General features: G+C 66.0%; 11 protein-coding genes. 6 read left to right on the top strand and 5 right to left on the bottom strand.

Annotated elements, in window-relative coordinates:
* Nucleotides 1-30: 30 nt before the first annotated feature.
* Nucleotides 31-432, bottom strand: coding sequence for an HIT family protein (locus QU481_RS12605; protein ID WP_289830372.1), 402 nt, complete (start codon nt 430-432; stop codon nt 31-33).
* Between the two features lie 153 nt (nt 433-585).
* Here QU481_RS12605 and paeA point away from each other — a divergent pair, with 153 nt between their 5' ends.
* The 4 genes from paeA (at nt 586) to QU481_RS12585 (ending at nt 4,193) form a co-directional block, all read left to right on the top strand.
* The gene (paeA, locus tag QU481_RS12600) at nt 586-1,899 is read left to right on the top strand and encodes a polyamine export protein PaeA (protein ID WP_289830371.1); all 1,314 of its coding nucleotides are present in this window, start codon (nt 586-588) and stop codon (nt 1,897-1,899) included.
* 180 nt (nt 1,900-2,079) lie between these two features.
* Complete coding sequence (locus tag QU481_RS12595) at nt 2,080-2,946, top strand: DMT family transporter (protein ID WP_289830370.1); 867 nt, start codon at nt 2,080-2,082, stop codon at nt 2,944-2,946.
* Between the two features lie 179 nt (nt 2,947-3,125).
* Entirely contained in the window at nt 3,126-3,731 is a 606-nt protein-coding gene (locus tag QU481_RS12590) for a hypothetical protein (protein ID WP_289830369.1), read from the top strand.
* 201 nt (nt 3,732-3,932) lie between these two features.
* On the top strand, nt 3,933-4,193 hold the full coding sequence (locus QU481_RS12585) for a hypothetical protein (protein ID WP_289830368.1): 261 nt from the start codon (nt 3,933-3,935) through the stop codon (nt 4,191-4,193).
* Nucleotides 4,194-4,662: 469 nt separating this feature from the next.
* On the opposite strand, the gene QU481_RS12580 is transcribed toward QU481_RS12585, so the two are convergent.
* From QU481_RS12580 to kefF, 3 genes are all read right to left on the bottom strand, one after another.
* Entirely contained in the window at nt 4,663-8,511 is a 3,849-nt protein-coding gene (locus tag QU481_RS12580) for a DUF3683 domain-containing protein (RefSeq protein WP_289830367.1), read from the bottom strand.
* A 234-nt stretch (nt 8,512-8,745) separates the two neighbouring features.
* Nucleotides 8,746-10,551, bottom strand: a complete 1,806-nt coding sequence (locus tag QU481_RS12575) for a monovalent cation:proton antiporter-2 (CPA2) family protein (RefSeq protein WP_289830366.1) — start codon at nt 10,549-10,551, stop codon at nt 8,746-8,748.
* Nucleotides 10,548-11,117 carry a glutathione-regulated potassium-efflux system oxidoreductase KefF gene (gene kefF, locus QU481_RS12570; protein ID WP_289830365.1) on the bottom strand — a complete coding sequence of 190 codons (570 nt, stop codon included), beginning with the start codon at nt 11,115-11,117 and terminating at the stop codon, nt 10,548-10,550. Before kefF ends, QU481_RS12575 begins: the two co-directional genes overlap by 4 nt.
* A gap of 181 nt (nt 11,118-11,298) precedes the next feature.
* On the opposite strand from kefF, the gene QU481_RS12565 reads away from it, so the two are divergent.
* On the top strand, nt 11,299-15,261 hold the full coding sequence (locus tag QU481_RS12565; RefSeq protein ID WP_289830364.1) for a Pls/PosA family non-ribosomal peptide synthetase: 3,963 nt from the start codon (nt 11,299-11,301) through the stop codon (nt 15,259-15,261).
* On the top strand, nt 15,249-15,806 hold the full coding sequence (locus QU481_RS12560) for a 4'-phosphopantetheinyl transferase superfamily protein (RefSeq protein WP_289830363.1): 558 nt from the start codon (nt 15,249-15,251) through the stop codon (nt 15,804-15,806). The genes QU481_RS12565 and QU481_RS12560 overlap by 13 nt, the downstream gene beginning before the upstream one ends.
* A gap of 68 nt (nt 15,807-15,874) precedes the next feature.
* Here QU481_RS12560 and pdxA read toward each other — a convergent pair whose 3' ends face one another.
* The gene (pdxA, locus tag QU481_RS12555; protein WP_289830362.1) at nt 15,875-16,843 is read right to left on the bottom strand and encodes a 4-hydroxythreonine-4-phosphate dehydrogenase PdxA; all 969 of its coding nucleotides are present in this window, start codon (nt 16,841-16,843) and stop codon (nt 15,875-15,877) included.
* Nucleotides 16,844-16,887 lie beyond the last annotated feature (44 nt).

Below are 16,887 nucleotides of genomic sequence, written 5' to 3'. Positions count from 1 at the left end.
GGGCGGCGGGCGCTGGGCAAGCCTGTCGGCTTAAGACTCAAGCGCGGCGCGTAGCCGTTCGGCCAGGGCTTCGACCCGGTGCGCAACGCCGTCGCGCTGGCGCGTCGCCCAGATCGGCGTGGGGAAGTGGGCGTCGTCGGCGAAGCGTGGAATCACGTGCCAGTGCAGGTGCGGCACCACGTTGCCGAGCGTGGCAAGGTTGATCTTGTCGGGGTTGAGTACCGCGCGCAGCGCTGCCTCGGTGCGGAACACCCAGGCCATCAGCCGTGTGCGGTCGGCGGCGGACAGGTCGGTCATTTCCTTCACGTGGGCGTTCAGAATCACCCGACAGAACGCGGGGTAGTCGGGCTCGTTGGTCACCAGCACCACCCGCAGGAAGTTGTCGCGGTACAGCACTTCGCCGCTGTCGCGGTCACACAGTTCGCAGTTCATTCTCAACCCTCCATCCGGGCGCAACACAGGGCGACGATACTAGCACAGCCGGTACTGCGCACCGCTGCATGACGAGCGCAAGCGGCCGGTCCGGGGGCATATGCTAGACTGGGTACGCCCATCGCGACGTTTCATTTCAGTTTTCGACTATTTATGAGTCTGTTCAATCACATCATCGTCATCGCCCTCCTGATCGCGTCCAGCGCGTTTTTCTCAGTATCCGAGATCTCGCTTGCGGCGGCCCGCAAGCTCAAGCTGCAACTGCTGGCCGACGACGGCGACGGGCGTGCCGCCAAGGTGCTGCAGCTGCAGGCACACCCGGGCAACTTTTTCACCGTGGTGCAGATCGGCCTGAACGCGGTGGCCATCCTCGGCGGTATCGTCGGCGAGGCGGCGTTCACCCCTTACTTCGCCGCGGCGCTGCAACCCTGGCTGCACGACGCGGCGCTGGCCGACCGCGTCGGCTTCCTGTGCTCGTTCCTGCTGGTGACCTCGTTGTTCATCCTGATCGCCGACCTGATGCCCAAGCGCCTGGCGATGGTGGCGCCCGAGGCGTTGGCGGTGCGGGTGGTCGCGCCGGTGCTGTTCTGCATCCGCCTGTTCCGGCCGCTGGTGTGGGTGTTCAACGGCCTGGCGAACCTGATCTTCCGCCTGTTCAAGGTACCGACCGTGCGCAGCGACGTGATCACGTCGGCCGATATCCTGGCGATGATGGACGCCAGCGCCGAGGCCGGCGTGCTGCAGCACCAGGAGCATCACCTGCTGGAGAACGTGTTCGAGCTGGAGTCGCGCTCGGTGCCATCGGCGATGACGCAGCGCGAGAGCATCGTCTATTTCACGCTGCAGGAGAGCGAGGCGAGCATCAAGGAGAAGATCGCCGAACACCCGCATTCGAAGTTCTTGGTCTGCGACGGCAGCATCGATGCGATGGTCGGCTACGTCGACTCGAAAGACATCCTCAAGCGGCTGCTGACCGGGCAGAGCATCTCGCTTGGCGACCGCAAGATGGTGCGCAATCTCTTGGTGGTGCCGGATACGCTGACCCAGTCGGAGATGCTCGAACGCTTCAAGGGCAGCCGCGAGGACTTCGCAATCATCCTGAACGAGTATGCGCTGGTGGTCGGCGTGATCACGTTGAACGACGTGATGAGCACGCTGATGGGCGACCTGGTCAACCCGTTCACCGAGGAGCAGATCGTCAAGCGCGATGCCGACTCCTGGCTGATCGACGGGGTGACGCCGGTCGAGGACGTGCTGCGCGCGCTCGACATCGAGGAGATGCCAGACGACCAGAATTACGAGACCATCGCCGGCTTCATGATGTACATGCTGAAGAAGATCCCGAAACGCACCGATTGCGTCGAGTACGCCGGCTACAAGTTCGAAGTGGTCGACATCGACAACTATCGGATCGACCAGCTGCTGGTGACGCGGGTGAAGGGCGAGCCGGCTCCGCAGCCGGAATAGCGCACTGGCGTTGTCGCGCGGCGTCTTGTCAGGCGCGCGTGGCGTTAGCGGTGGCAAGCCCCGGAGCAGCTCGTCGCCCGGAGGTCCGCACCGCTTGGAAGCGATCAGCTGGATACAGTATGCTAAGCAGCTTGGCCCCTCGGCCAAGCTGTTGTTTTTTCGACTCCAAGGAATTCCGCGATGCGCTCCCATCCGATGCTGTTTGCCACCGGCGCGATTCTGCTGTGGGCGTCGCTTGCCACGCTCGGCGCGCTGACGCGCAGCCTGCCGCCGTTCTTCGTGGTCGGCATCGCGCTGGTGATCGGCAGCCTGCTGTCGTTGAACCGGCTGAGAGAGTGGCGGGTATCGGCCAAGGTGCTCGGTGTCGGGCTGTATGGCCTGTTCGGCTACCATTTCCTGCTGTTCTTCGCCTTTCGTCATGCGCCGGCGCTGGAGGCGAACCTGCTCAATTACCTGTGGCCGTTGTTGATCGTGCTGCTGTCGCCGCTGATCGTGCCGGGCACGGTGCTGGCGCCCCGCCATATCGTCGGCGGCCTGCTCGGCTTCGTCGGCGCCGGCCTGATTGTGACCGGCGGCAAGCTGTCGGTGTCGGGCGGGGCGTTGCCCGGCTATCTCTTGGCGATCGCCGCGGCCTTCGTCTGGTCCACGTACAGTCTGTTGACGCGCCGGTTGAGCTTCCCCAACGGCGCAGTCGGCGGCTTCTGCTTGCTGTCCGGCCTGCTGGCGCTGGCGTGCCACGCGCTGTTCGAGCCTGCGGTCAGCCCGAGTATGGCGCAATGGTTGGCGCTGATCGGCCTGGGGTTGGGACCGATGGGCGGCGCGTTCTTCCTGTGGGACCGGGCACTGAAGAGTGGCGACCCTCGCCAGATCGGCTCGCTGTCGTATACCACGCCGCTGTTGTCGACGCTGCTGCTGGTCGCCAGCGGCCAGGGCGAGCTCAATGCGGTGGCAGGCTGGGCGATCCTGCTGATCCTCGGCGGCGCCTTGCTCGGCACGCTGAGCTCGGGCTGGTTCCAGCGCTGGCGCAGTGTAGGCAGCACGGCCTGAGCGGGTATGTTCAAGTTATTTGTCACTGCTTGATATCTGTCTATATGTCGTTGTTTTCTTGCCGGGGGGTGTCATTGGCGAGCTATGATGGATGAGTGCAGGTCTGCATGATGCCCGACGCTGCAGCCGGCGCATGACGTTGGCGCGGCCTCTTCTCGCGACTGATAAGGGAACGAACGATGAAAAAACACGTAGTGGCATTGCTGGTGGCTGGTGTGTTCGGTGCGGTTCCGTTGGTACAGGCGGCGACGTCGGAGGCGCCTCAGGCTTCGGCTGCTGCCGGTGAGGACGTTGCCGTGGGCGGTGGCGTGCGTATCGAGGCGACGGTGAAGAGTGTCGATCTGAAGAAGCGCATGGTGACGCTGACCGAGGCCGACGGCTCGACGCATGTCTTGACCGTGGGCAAGGCGGCGAGAAACCTTCCCCAGGTGAAGCCGGGTGACAAGGTCGTTTTGAATGCCATTGCCGCGGTGGCCGTTTCGCTGGAGCGCACCAAGACGCTGAGTCCATTGATCGTCGAGAAGGTGACGACGGTGCGAGCCGTCGAAGGCGAGAAGCCGCTGGGTGCGGTGCGCCATCAGGTAACCGCTTCGGTGAAAGTGCTCGATGTCGATCATGAGAAGAACCTCGTGACCATCCAGGATGCGAAGCAGAACGTCGAGATGCTGAGGGTGCGTAGCCCGGCTATGCAAGAGCGCCTAAAGGCGATCAACGCCGGTGACTTCCTGAAGGTGAAGTTCATCCGAGCCGTCGTCATTGATGTGACGCCGGCCGCTGCCAACTAGGCCAGCCCCTGCTCTTCGTATCGACAAGCCGGCATAGCCGGCTTTTTTCATCGCTGAGACCGGGACTGGGCATGGTACAGGCGGTTACATCTGCTCACATTTGCCCAACATACCCGGGGGGCAGGGCCTGCCTAGTATGGATTCGAGGAAGCACCACAAGCCTTCCAGAAGCGTTTGATCCATACAACAAGGAGTTGGTCCATGAAAAAGCTCTTGATCGCCCTGACCACCGCGCTCAGCCTGATAGCGGCCGGCAGCTTCGCCGCAGAGACATCCGCACCGCAGGTAGCGGCTCCGAAGGCCGAGACCAAGGCGCCTGCCAAGTCGCCGAAGATCCACAAGGGCCACCTCAAGCACAAAGCCACCTCTTCGCCGGCGCAGAAGGCGCAGACGGGCAAGCCGCCTCACCATCACAAGAAGCATCACCACAAGAAACACCATCATCACAAGGCAGCCAAGTAGCCGGGCCGGTCAGCGCCAGCCACTCGGCCAGATCGAGCTGATCCGGCCATGGGGCACGGGGACGTGTGGTGGCACAATCCCGATTGTGGGGCCCCAAAGGGGAGAGTGGTAGGCCGGGGGAGGCGTCAGCCCCCCCTTTTTTGCGTCTGGCCGCCGGCGAAGCGGGTCATGTTTGGTCCTGCTTGCTGGGCGCCATGACCTCGTCCACTTCGAGCCGCTAACAAAACCCCCTTGGCGTTGTTATGCGGCCTTGCCGTACTACTTATACTGTCTGCGGCCGCACGCCTGGCCAAGGTCGCTTCGCTGAGTTTTGTTAGCGGCTCTTAGCCAGCCGTGCCGACGACCATGTCTGGCTCAAGCGCACCCTGTTCGGCGGGGGGAGCAGGTGGTGGCGGTGGCCCGCCATGCCGACCTGTGAGCGCAAAAAAGCCCAGTCCGCGGACTGGGCTTCGTCTTGGTTGAGCGGCGCTTACAGCAGCACGCGCTCGATGCCGCCGTTGCGCGCCTTCTCGACGTATTCCGGCAGCCAGTTGTCGCCGAGCACATGCTTGGCCATCTCGACCACGATGTAGTCGGCCTGGGTGCCGGTGTCCTCGTCGTAGCGGGACAGACCCTGCAGGCAGGACGGGCAGCTGGTCAGGATCTTGACCGGCTGCTGAGCGGGCGCGTCTTTGGTCAGCGCGGCCACGCCCTTGTTGATCTCCTCCTGCTTGCGGAATCGCACCTGGGTGGCGATGTCCGGACGGCTGGCCGCGAAGGTGCCCGATTCGCCGCAGCAGCGGTCGGACAGCGGCACCCCGCCACCCATCAGCTCGTTCACCACCTTGATCGGCTGATAGGCCTTCATCGGGGTGTGGCACGGGTCGTGGTACATGTACTGCTGACCGGTGACGCCATCGAGCTTGATGCCCTTTTCCATCAGGAATTCATGGATGTCGATGATGCGGCAGCCCGGGAAGATGTCCTCGAAGCGGTACTTGGCAAGCTGGTCGTAGCAGGTGCCGCAGCTGACCACCACGGTCTTGATGTCGAGGTAGTTCAGCGTGTTGGCGACGCGGTGGAACAGCACGCGGTTCTCGGTGGTGATCTGCTCGCCCTTGTCGGCGTAGCCGGCCGAGGTCTGCGGGTAGCCGCAGCACAGGTAGCCCGGCGGCAGCACGGTCTGCACGCCGGCGTGCCACAGCATCGCCTGGGTGGCAAGACCGACCTGGCTGAACAGGCGCTCCGAGCCGCAGCCCGGGAAGTAGAACACCGCCTCGGCGTCGTCGGCGAGTTTCGGGTTGCGGATCACCGGCACGATGCTGGCGTCCTCGACGTCCAGGAGGGCGCGTGCGGTCTTCTTCGGCAGCCCGCCCGGCAGCGACTTGTTGACGAAGTGGATCACCTGCTGCTTGACCGGCGGCTTGCCAAGAGTGGACGGCGGCGCCTTGGTCTGGCCCTGGAACAGGCTCAGCTTCTTCGCCACGTCGTGACCGAGGCGCTGCGCCTTGTAACCCCATTCGATCATGCCCTTGCGCAGCATCTTCACCGTGGCCGGGTCCTTGGCGTTCAGGAAGGCCATGCCGAGCGCGGTGCCCGGGTTGAACTTCTTGTTGCCGGTCTTGCGCAGGAAGTTGCGCATCGCCACCGACACGTCGCCGAAGTCGATCTTCACTGGGCACGGGTTCACGCAACGGTGACACACCGTGCAGTGGTCGGCCACGTCGGACAGCTCGTCGAAGTGTTTGAGCGACACGCCGCGGCGGGTCTGTTCCTCGTACAGGAACGCCTCGGTGAGCAAGCCGGTGCCGAGAATCTTGTTACGCGGGCTGTAGAGCAGGTTGGCGCGCGGCACGTGGGTCGAGCACACCGGTTTGCACTTGCCGCAGCGCAGACAGTCCTTGACCATGTCGGAGATCTGGCCGATGTCCGACTGCTCGAGGATCAGCGATTCGGCGCCCAACAGCTCGAACGACGGCGTGTAGGCGCGCGACAGGTCGGCACCGGCCAAGAGCTTGCCGCGGTTGAAGTGGCCGTTCGGGTCGACCTGCTTCTTGTACGCGGTGAACGGCGCCATTTCCTCTTCGGTGAGGAACTCCAGCTTGGTGATGCCGATGCCGTGTTCGCCGGAGATCACCCCGTCGAGTGAACGAGCCAGCTTCATGATGCGTGCCACTGCGTGGTGGGCGGTCTGCAGCATCTCGTAGTCGTCGGAGTTGACCGGCAGGTTGGTGTGCACGTTGCCGTCGCCGGCGTGCATATGCAGCGCCACGAACACCCGGCCACGCAGCACGCGCTGGTGTACCGCGCGCAGCGCCGCCATGATCGGCGCGTCGGTCTTGCCGGCGAACATGGTTTCCAGGTCGGCCAGTAGTTCGCGTTTCCACGACACGCGCAGCTTGAAATCGCGCATCGCGATGAACAGCGTGTCGGCGGCATCCGGCGCGCCGTCTTCGAGCGGAGCGCTCGGGTAGCGTTCGGCGTATTCGCCGAACGGGGTGTCGAGGTGGTCGAGCAGCCACTGCCAGCGCTCGCGTACCGACTCGATCAGCGCCAGCGCGGCGTCGCGGCGGTCGCCGATCAGTTCGGCCGACGGCAGGTCGGTGTCGAGCTTGTCCACGGGCAGGCGGCCGGCGAAGGTGTCGGCCAGCGCGCGGCACAGCGCCAGTTTGTTCTGGATCGACAGCTCGATGTTGATGCGTTCGATGCCGTCCGAGTAGTCGCCCAGGCGCGGCAGCGGGATTACCACGTCTTCGTTGATCTTGAACGCGTTGGTGTGCTTGGCGATCGCCGCGGTGCGCGAGCGATCGAGCCAGAATTTCTTGCGCGCTTCGGGGGTGACGGCGATGAAGCCCTCGCCCGAGCGGGCATTGGCCAGGCGTACCACGTGGCTGGCCGTTTCGGCGACCGCGGTCTCGTCGTCCGACACGATGTCTGCGATCAACACCATCTTCGGCCGGCCCTTGCTCTTGGCCTTGGTGGCGTAACCGACCGCACGCACATAGCGCCAGTCGAGGTGTTCCAGGCCGGCCAGCTGCACGCCGGCGGCGAGACCCGCACCGCCGGGCTTGAAGTAGTCGGTGATCTCGACGATGGCCGGGGTGGCCTGCGCGACGGTGCCGAAGAATTCCAGGCACACGGTGCGGGTGTGCTTGGGCATGCGGTGCAGCACGAAGCGCGCCGAGGTGATGATGCCGTCGGTGCCTTCCTTCTGTACGCCCGGCAGGCCGGCGAGGAACTTGTCGGTCACGTCCTTGCCGAGGCCGACCTTGCGGAAGGTGCGGCCCGGGATCGCCAGCTCGCGGGTGTCGAGCACGGTCTTGCCGTCTTCGGCCAGCTTGGTGATGCGGAAAGTGGCGGTGTCGACGTCGTGGATCTTGCTGAAGTTGTGGCCGACGCGCTCGATGAACAGCCAGTTGCCGTCCGGGTCAACCATTTTCCAGCTGGCGAGGTTGTCGAGCGCGGTGCCCCACAACAGCGCCTTCTTGCCGCCGGCGTTCATCGCGACGTTGCCGCCGATACAGGAGGCGTCGGCCGAGGTCGGGTCGACCGCGAACACCACGCTGGCCGCATGGGCGGCTTCTTCGACGCGGCGGGTCACCACGCCGGCGCCACACTGGATGGTCGGGTGCTTGCCGTCGAGACCGGGCAGTTCGATGTACTCGACGCCGTTGTGGCGGTCGAGCTTCTCGGTGTTGATCACCGCGCTCATGCGGTCGAGCGGCACGGCGCCGCCGGTGTAGCCGGTGCCGCCGCCGCGCGGGATCATGGTCAGACCCAGCTCGATACAGGCCTTCACCAGCGGCGCGATCTCGGCCTCGGTGTCCGGCGCCAGCACCACAAACGGGTATTCGACGCGCCAGTCGGTGGCGTCGGTGACGTGCGACACGCGCGCCAGGCCGTCGAACAGGATATTGTCTTTGCGGGTGTGGCGGCCCAGGCGCTTGAGGATTTTGGCGCGCAGTTCACGGGTCTCCGAGAAGCTCTGTTCGAAGCGCTCCACCGCACGGCGAGCGGCGGTGATCATACCGCCGACCTTGTCGTTGCCTTCGCGGCGTTTTTCAACCTCGGTCAGACGGTGGTGCATCGCGCCGACCAGCGCGGTGAGGCGCTTGGGATTGTCGAGCAGGTCGTCGACCAAGTAGGGGTTGCGCTCGACCACCCAGATGTCACCCAGCACCTCGAACAGCATACGGGCCGAGCGGCCGGTGCGGCGCTCGCCGCGCAGCTCGTCGAGCATCGACCAGACCTCGTCGCCGAGCAGGCGGATGACGATCTCTCGGTCGGAAAACGAGGTGTAGTTGTAGGGGATTTCGCGTAGTCGGGGCTGGGTGGTCATGGTGCTCAAGCCGCAATCGGATGGGGACGAATGCCCTAAAGTGTATCCGAAATGCTGCGTCGCGAAAAACGGCACGCCCGGCATGGTTATTGTCCGACAGTCGGCAGGGGCGCGATATTGCCATCAGTTGGTAATATTTGGGCATTAATTGCTGATGCTATCGATATTGCCGATTTTCTCGCCCGGTGCAGGCCCCAAGCAGCGTTCGTGCCAGCCGTCGGAAAGTGGACGGACTCAGTGCCAGTCCGGCTCGTTGTCGCCGCTGGGGCGGTTCAGCTCGGCGCCGAGCAGGTTTTCCAGGTCGCGACGGCCGCGGTGCATCAGCGAGATCAGCCGGTCGTGGTCATGACGGTGCTTCAGGCCTTCGGCCAGCAGCGCCTCGTCGTGCTGGCGGAAGCGCCAGACGAGACGCCGGGCGGTGTACGGCTCGTGACCGAGCTGACGCAGCGCCAGCTCGGCGGCGATCAGCGCCGAGCCGAAGGTTTCGCGCACCACCTCGACACCCAGTTCCAGCAGGTCGGCCGCATCGCTGCGGCCGTGCGCGCGCGCGATGATCGCGAGGTCGGGGTAGCGCTGGCGTACTTCCCTGGCGGTTTTCACCACCGTATCCGGGTCGTCCAGCGCCAGTATCAAGAGGCAAGCCCGCGCGGCGCCGGCCGCTTCGAGCACGTCGAGTCGGCTGGCGTCGCCGTAATACGCCTTCCAGCCGAAGCGGCGCACCATGTCGATCTGGTTGGGATCGTGTTCGACGATGGTCGCGCGCTGACCGATGCCGTGAAACAGCCGCATCACCACCTGGCCGAAGCGACCGAAGCCGGCGATGATCACCGGGTGCTGCTCGTCGATCACGTCGGCCGGCCGCGGGTTGGCCTGACGTTCGAAGCGTGGCAGCAACTGGTGCTCGAACAGCATCAGCAAGAGCGGCGTCGCCACCATCGACAGCACCACCGCCGCCTTGAACTGGGCGGCGCGCGTCTCGTCGAGCAAGCCAAGCCGATTGGCCTCGGCAAACAGCACGAAGGCGAACTCGCCGACCTGCGACAACAACATCGCAAACGGCAGCGCGTGCTGGGTGCACAGTTTGAACAGCCGGCCGAGCGGGAACAGCAGCACGATCTTGACGAGCAGCACCAGGGCGGCGAGCGCCAGCACCGTCAGCGGGTCGGCGAGCACCAGCGCGAGGTTCACCGACATGCCGACCGCGATGAAGAACAGGCCGAGCAGTAGGCCCTTGAACGGTTCGATGTCCAGTTCCAGCTCGTGGCGATACTCGCTGTCAGCGAGCAGCACGCCGGCAAGGAAGGCGCCCAGTGCCATCGACAGGCCGACCGACAGCATCAGCTGCGCGACACCGACGACCAAGAGCAACGAGAACGCGATGAACACCTCGCGCAAGCCGGCGCCGGCGATCGTCCGCAACAGCGGCCGCAGCAGGAACTTGCCGAACAGGCCGATCGCGACGATCGCCGCCAGCGCCCTGGCTGCCGCCATCGGGTCGAAGCCGCCGCCGGACGTCGGCGCCAACAGCGCCAGCCCCATCAGCAGCGGAATCACCGCCAGGTCCTGCAGCAGCAGGATGGCGAACGCGGCGTGCCCCGGCGCCGAGTTGGTCAGCTGCCGCTCGGTCAGCGTCTGCATCACGATCGCGGTCGACGACATCGCCACGCCCATGCCGGCGACCACCGCGACCTCGTTCGGCCAACCCGCCCAGCGTGCCAGCGCCCATACCGCCGACAGCGTCAGCGCCACCTGCAGTCCACCCAGGCCGAAGATGGTGCCGCGCAGCTGCCAGAGCCGCCGCGGCTCCAGTTCCAGGCCGATCAGGAACATCATCAGCACCACGCCGAATTCGGAGAAGTGCAGCACTTCCTCGACCTGGCCGATCAGGCCCAGGCCCCACGGGCCGATCGCCATGCCGGCGACGAGATAACCGAGCACCGAGCCGAGGCCGAGTTTCTTGGTCAGCGGCACCATCAGCACGGTGGCGCCGAGATAAATGGTCGCCTGCTGGAAGAAGTCGGGCGAGTTGAGGAGGCTCATTGGCAGGTCTCCCGGCTGTCGAGGCGATGGGCCGCTGGGTCGGCGCACAGCGCCAGCAGGTGGTCGCGGTAGGCGCGTGCCTGTTCGGTCAGCGCCTGCGGGTCGATGACCCGGCTGCCGTGAGTGACGAACGGTGCAAGGTAGTGCAGACCGCACAGATGCGCGGTCATTTCGAACGGGCGCAACAGCTCGGCGACGGTGAAGCCGTTCTGCCCGCCGGTACGGTAGCTGTCGTCGGTGCCGCCGGCGCTGATCGCCTGCACCAGGTATTTACCGGCCAGCGCCTCGCCGCCACGGCCGTAGGCCCAGCCGCGCGTCAGCACACTGTCCAGCCATTCTTTCAACAGCGACGGACAGGAGAACCAGTACAGAGGGTGCTGCAGCACGATCAGTTGGTGCTCGGTCAGCAGCGCCTGCTCGTGCGCCGCGTCGATGAAGCCATCGGGATAGCGGTGGTAGAGCGGGTGGACGGTAACGCCGGGCAGTTCACGCGCCGCATCGAGCAGTGCCCGGTTGACACGCGAGTCGCGGTGGTTCGGGTGGGCGTAGATGATCAGCGTTTTCATGCCAGAAGTGTAATGCCGGGCATTGGACGGCGCCTAATGATTAGACCAAACGGGCATGTAACAGGCAGTAACCGACGAACGGTCGACACTACAATCCGATACGATGAAATCCGCATTTTTTTGGTAAATTGCACGACTTTTCGTCACTTATGACGGCTTTTGCATTGTTTAGGATTTTGTCATGATATTACGCGGCCCCCATCGTCCGGAGCTGTTACGGCACGAGGTGCTGCCCGACTTACTCGAAGCCACCGCGGCCCGACTGCCCGGCAAAGCGGCGTTGATCGACAGTGAACGTGTGCTGAGCTACGGAGAACTCGACCGGCTCGCCGACCTCGCCGCGCATCACCTGATCGAAGCCGGCGTCGCGCCGGGCCAGATCGTTGGCCTGTGGCTGCCGCGCGGCGCGGACCTGCTGATCATGCAGGTGGCGATCACCAAGGCCGGTGCCGCCTGGCTACCGTTCGACGCCGACACGCCAGTCGATCGCATTGCCGTGTGTCTGGACGACGCCGGCGCGAGCGGCCTAGTCTGCTGCGACGCGCTGCTGTCGGCGCTGGAAGGCTTCCCCTTGCCGCTGTGGCGAGCCGAAGCGCTGCTTACAAGGGTCGATGGCCCGCTGTCGCGCCGCGAGGGGCTTGAGCCCAAGCACCCGGCCTACGTGATCTACACTTCCGGCTCGACCGGCAAGCCTAAGGGCATTGCCATCGAGCACGGCAGCATTTGCCATTTCCTCAGGAGCGAGAACGCCATTCTCGGCGTGCGCGAGGATGACAAGGTCTACCAGGGCTTCTCGGTAGCGTTTGACATGTCGTTCGAGGAAATCTGGATTTCGTACCTAGTGGGGGCGACGCTGTGGCTCGCGCCGCGCGACATCGTCAGCGACCCGGACGCGTTGCCGGCGGCGCTGATTCGCGAAGCCATCACCGTGCTGCACGCGGTGCCGACGCTGTTGGCGCTGTTCGCGACCGACGTGCCGAACCTGCGCATCGTCAACCTGGGCGGCGAGATGTGTCCCGAGGCGCTGGTCGAGCGCTGGGCGACGCCCGGCCGGCAGATGTTCAACACCTACGGGCCGACCGAGGCGACGGTGTCGGCGAGCCTGGCCGAACTTAAGCGCGGCGAGCCGGTGACCATCGGCACGCCGCTGCCCAACTACGGCCTGCTGGTGGTGGACGACAGGCTCAACGCGCTGCCGGCTGGCGAGACCGGCGAGCTGTGCATCATCGGCCCGGGTGTGGCCGCCGGCTATCTGGGCCGCCCCGAGCTAACCGCCGAGAAGTTCGTTCCGAATCCCTACGCGGTGAATGAGCACGAACTGCGTCTCTACAAGACCGGCGACCTGGCACGCATCGACGAGCACGGTCAAATCTGGTGCCTGGGCCGCGCCGATGACCAGGTGAAGGTGCGCGGCTTCCGTGTCGAACTGGGCGAGATCGAGGCGGCGTTGTGCGAGCTCGACGGCATCGGTACCGCCGCGGTGGTGCTCAAACCGATGGCCGGTGTCGACCAACTGGTTGCCTATCTCGCGCCGGAAGGCGGGGCGGCGATCGAGCCTGCCGCGCTGCGAGCGAGCCTCAAGGACCGGCTGCCGCCGTACATGGTGCCGGCGGTGTTCGAGCCGGTCGAGGTGCTGCCGCGACTGACCTCGGGCAAGATCGACCGCAAGGCGCTGCGTGCCCGGCCGCTTGCCGACGTGGCCCCGGCCGCCGAGTCGGATACGCCGGTCAGTGCAGCCGAGGTCGCCTTGTTCAATGCGGCCGTTCCTTTGTTCCCGGGCCAGGCGCTGCGTTTGTCGGCCGACTTCTTCTCCGACCTGGGCGGCCACTCGCTGCTCGCCGCGCGGCTGGTGTCGACGCTGCGCCGCGACGCGCGCTTCGCCGCGATCACGGTGCACGACGTCTACCAGCGCCGCAGCCTGGCGGCGATCGCCGCGGCGATGGATGAGCGTCGCATCGACGACGCGCCGACGTCAGCCGAACCGGTGATCGCGACCACCTCGCGGCTCAAGCGCTTCGCTTGCGGTGCGGTGCAGGCATTGTGCCTGCCGCCGCTGATCGGCCTGAGGATGCTGACCTGGCTGGCACCGTTCTTCACCTACCACTATTTCACCGGCGACGATGGCGACAGCCTCGCGTTGGCGGTGCTCGTGTCGCTCGCGGCGTTCCTCGCCGCGCAGCTGGCGAGTTTCGCCATCGCGATCGTCGGCAAGTGGCTGGTGCTCGGCCGCGCCAAGCCGGGCCGCTATCCGCTGTGGGGCGGCTATTACCTGCGCTGGTGGCTGGCCGACAGGCTGTCCGAGATCCCGCCGGTCTACCTGATCGCCGGCTCGCCGCTGCACGCGACCTACTTGCGCCTGATGGGCGCCAAGATCGGCCGCGATGCACTGATCGGCTCGATCTCGCTGCGCGTGCCGGACCTGCTGACGGTCGGCGACGGGGCGAGCATTGGCGCTTCGGTCAATCTGGAGAACGCCCGCGTCGAGCGCGGCCATCTGCTGTTGGGCAGTATCGACATCAGCGACGATGCCTACGTCGGCTCATATGCGACGCTGGAGAGCGGCACGGTGATCGAGCCGCGCGGCCGTCTGGAGGGGCTGTCGGCGCTCGGCTCGGGCCAGCGTGTGCCGGCCGGCCAAGTGTGGGACGGTGCGCCGGCACGCTGGCAGCCGGAACGCGTTCCTGAGAGCTATCCGTCGCGCCGGCAGCCGGGTTTGTTCGGGCGCCTTGCCGCAACGCTCGCGTATCTGGCCGGCGCAGCGCTGGTGTCGGCACTGTTCTTCATGCCGGTGTTCCCGAGCTTCATGCTGATCGACTGGGTGGACGCCAACTGGCTCGACCTGTCTTCGCAGGGCGCACCGGGCTTCTCTGCCTTCGCGGTTTACCTGCTGTTGGCGCTGCCGGCGAGCGCGCTGTTGGTCGTCGCGACGATGCTGACCGCCGCGGCGCTGCGCTGGCTGGTACTGCCGCGTCTCGCCGCCGGGCAGTGGCCGGTGCACAGCCGCGTCTATTACCGTAAGTGGATCACCAACCAGATCCAGGAGGCCAGTCTGCACGTGCTGCACGGTCTCTACGCCAGCGTGTTCGCGCCGTGGTGGTACCGGCTGTTGGGTGCGCGGGTTGGCAAGGGTGCGGAGATTTCCACCGCGATGGGGGTGGTGCCGGACATGCTGACGTTGGGCGACGACACCTTCATCGCCGACGCGGTGATGCTCGGCGACGAGGAGATCGACGCCGGCTGGATGCGGCTGCGTCCGACCGTGGTCGGCCACCGCAGTTTCGTAGGCAACGGCGCCTACATCCCGGATGGCACCACGCTGCCCGAGGACGTGCTGATCGGCGTGCAGTCCAAGGCGCCGGCGGCGCTGTCGAGCGGCGACACCTGGGTCGGCAGCCCGCCGATGAAGTTGCCCGCGCGCGAACAGCTTGCCGGCTTCCCCGAGCATCTGACCTTCCGCCCGTCGGCCGGCCGCCGCATTGCGCGCGGCACGATCGAGACGCTGCGCACCGTGTTACCGCTGGCGCTGGTGATTGCGGTCGGCTACTGGACGGTGCTGGCGGTGCTACCGATCGCGGCGCGCGGTGACTGGGTCGAGGCGGTGACGCTGCTCGCCTCGACGGGCCTCTGGTACGGCGTCGGCTCGCTGCTATTGGTCGTTGCATTGAAATGGTCGTTGATCGGGCGCTACACGCCGCATGCAGCGCCGATGTGGACACGTTTCGTCTGGTTGTCTGAGGCGATCACCAGCGTGTACGAATCGATGGCGATTCCGAACTGCCTGAACTTCTTGCGCGGCACGCCGCTGTTGTCGTACGCGCTGCGGCTGTTTGGCGTGAAGATCGGGCGCGGGGTGTACCTCGATACCGCCGACGTGACCGAGTTCGATTGCGTGCGTATCGGCGACTACAGCGTGTTCAACGCCTGGTCGGGACCGCAGACTCATCTGTTCGAGGACCGGGTGATGAAGATCGGCCGGGTCGAGGTTGGGGCGGGCGTCACCGTTGGTGTGCGCGCCACCGTGCTGTACGACGCCAGCATCGGCGACGGCGCGACGCTCGGACCGTTGACCCTGGTGATGAAGGGCGAGCACATCCCGGCCGCCAGCCTGTGGACCGGCACGCCGGCGGTGCCATGGCTGCGCTGAACTGGTGGCTGCCACCTGCGACGTTGGCCGAGCGCGGCGTATGCGCCGGCTGGCTGAGCTTGCCGGGTTCCCGCATGGCGCAGCGTGAGGCGGTGCGGCGGGAGTTGCCGGTAAGGTTGGCCGAGCCATTCGGTCAGACTAGTGGATCGTTGCGGCTGGTCGAGACCGAGACCGCGCCGCGGTTGCAGGGGCTGGTCGGCGCCCAGTGGCTGTCGTTGTCGTACGCCGGGGAACGCATCGGCTTCGCGCTCGCTGCGAGGCCGGTAGGTATCGACCTGGTCGAGGTCGGCGCGCTGCCCGACTGGCGGGAGGTGGCGGAGGATTTTTTCGGGCCGAACGTGACCAGTGAACTATTGGCACATCCCGGGCATGAACAAACTGCTGCGTTTGCCCTTGCTTGGGTGGAACTGGAGGCGCGCGGCAAGGCGCTGGGCGAGGGGCTGGCAGAGTGGGATGCTGCGCGGGCGGCACGACTGGCTCGGACGGAGCTGGCCTATCGCAATGTGGCGGATGGTTACGCCGTGGCGTTGGCGTTGAGAGGCTAGGAAGGGAACGCGGGGTTAAAACGGAGCCGCCGGGGCAATCCGCATGTCGGAATGCCCCGGCGGTTTTTTTATCGGCCGGCCAGCTGTTCTGCCAGGCTCAGCGCCTCGAACAGGCTACCTGACTCGGCGCGGCCGCTGCCGGCCAGCTCCAGCGCGGTGCCGTGGTCGACCGAGGTGCGGATGATCGGCAGGCCAAGGGTGATGTTGATGCCGCGGCCGAAGCTCGCGTACTTCAGCACCGGCAAGCCCTGGTCGTGGTACATCGCCAGCACCGCGTCGGTGTGGTCGAGCAGACGTGGCTGGAACAGCGTGTCGGCTGGCAAGGGGCCGACGAGGTCCATGCCTTCGGCGCGCAGCTGCGTGAGCACCGGCGCGATCACGTCGATTTCCTCCCGGCCGAGATGGCCGTCCTCGCCGGCGTGCGGGTTGAGGCCGGCGACTAGGATGCGCGGTTGCGCGAAGCCGAACTTGGTCTTCAGGTCGTGGTGCAGGATGCGGATCACTTCGGTCAGGCTCTCGGACGTGATCGCGTCGGCGACGTCGCGCAGCGGCAGGTGGGTGGTGGCGAGTGCGACGCGCAGGCTGCCGCCGGCCAGCATCATGACGACCTTTGCGGTGCCGGTGCGCTCGGCCAGGTACTCGGTGTGGCCGGTGAACGGCACGCCAGCGTCGTTGATCACGCCCTTGTGCACCGGCGCGGTGACCATGGCGGCGAATTCGCCGGAACGGCAGCCGTCGATCGCCGCATCGAGCGTGGCGAGCACATAGCGGCCATTGGCCGCATCGAGCCGGCCGGGCTGGCAGGGAGCGGCGAGCGGTACGTGCAGCACTTCGAGCGCTCCCGGTGGTGGCGTGACGTCAGGCCGGTAGTCGACCAGCGCGACGGTGCGACCGAGCAAGGCGGCGCGCTCGGCAAGCAGGGTACGGTCGGCGATTACCACTGGACGGCAGCGGTGCGCGCGTCCGGCCAGGTCCAGGACCAGGTCGGGGCCGATGCCGGCGGGCTCACCGGCGGTGATGACGATGACGGGATGCATGATTCGAGTCCGTTCAGGAGGCCGATACGCGGCCTCGTCAGTGT

This window comes from Crenobacter oryzisoli, assembly GCF_030385785.1.
In the GTDB taxonomy this organism is placed as follows: domain Bacteria; phylum Pseudomonadota; class Gammaproteobacteria; order Burkholderiales; family Chromobacteriaceae; genus Crenobacter_A; species Crenobacter_A oryzisoli.
The sequence above is the reverse complement of the archived record's forward strand: the minus strand, read 5'-3'. Positions and strand labels throughout refer to the sequence as shown.

Bases quoted from the DNA above. Each gene is read 5' to 3' on its own strand.
- QU481_RS12580 (WP_289830367.1), bottom strand. From the start codon at position 8,511: ATGACCACCCAGCCCCGACTACGCGAAATCCCCTACAACTACACCTCG.
- kefF (WP_289830365.1), bottom strand. From the start codon at position 11,117: ATGAAAACGCTGATCATCTACGCCCACCCGAACCACCGCGACTCGCGT.
- pdxA (WP_289830362.1), bottom strand. From the start codon at position 16,843: ATGCATCCCGTCATCGTCATCACCGCCGGTGAGCCCGCCGGCATCGGC.
- QU481_RS12590 (WP_289830369.1), top strand. From the start codon at position 3,126: ATGAAAAAACACGTAGTGGCATTGCTGGTGGCTGGTGTGTTCGGTGCG.
- QU481_RS12585 (WP_289830368.1), top strand. From the start codon at position 3,933: ATGAAAAAGCTCTTGATCGCCCTGACCACCGCGCTCAGCCTGATAGCG.
- QU481_RS12595 (WP_289830370.1), top strand. From the start codon at position 2,080: ATGCGCTCCCATCCGATGCTGTTTGCCACCGGCGCGATTCTGCTGTGG.
- QU481_RS12605 (WP_289830372.1), bottom strand. From the start codon at position 432: ATGAACTGCGAACTGTGTGACCGCGACAGCGGCGAAGTGCTGTACCGC.
- QU481_RS12565 (WP_289830364.1), top strand. From the start codon at position 11,299: ATGATATTACGCGGCCCCCATCGTCCGGAGCTGTTACGGCACGAGGTG.
- paeA (WP_289830371.1), top strand. From the start codon at position 586: ATGAGTCTGTTCAATCACATCATCGTCATCGCCCTCCTGATCGCGTCC.
- QU481_RS12560 (WP_289830363.1), top strand. From the start codon at position 15,249: ATGGCTGCGCTGAACTGGTGGCTGCCACCTGCGACGTTGGCCGAGCGC.
- QU481_RS12575 (WP_289830366.1), bottom strand. From the start codon at position 10,551: ATGAGCCTCCTCAACTCGCCCGACTTCTTCCAGCAGGCGACCATTTAT.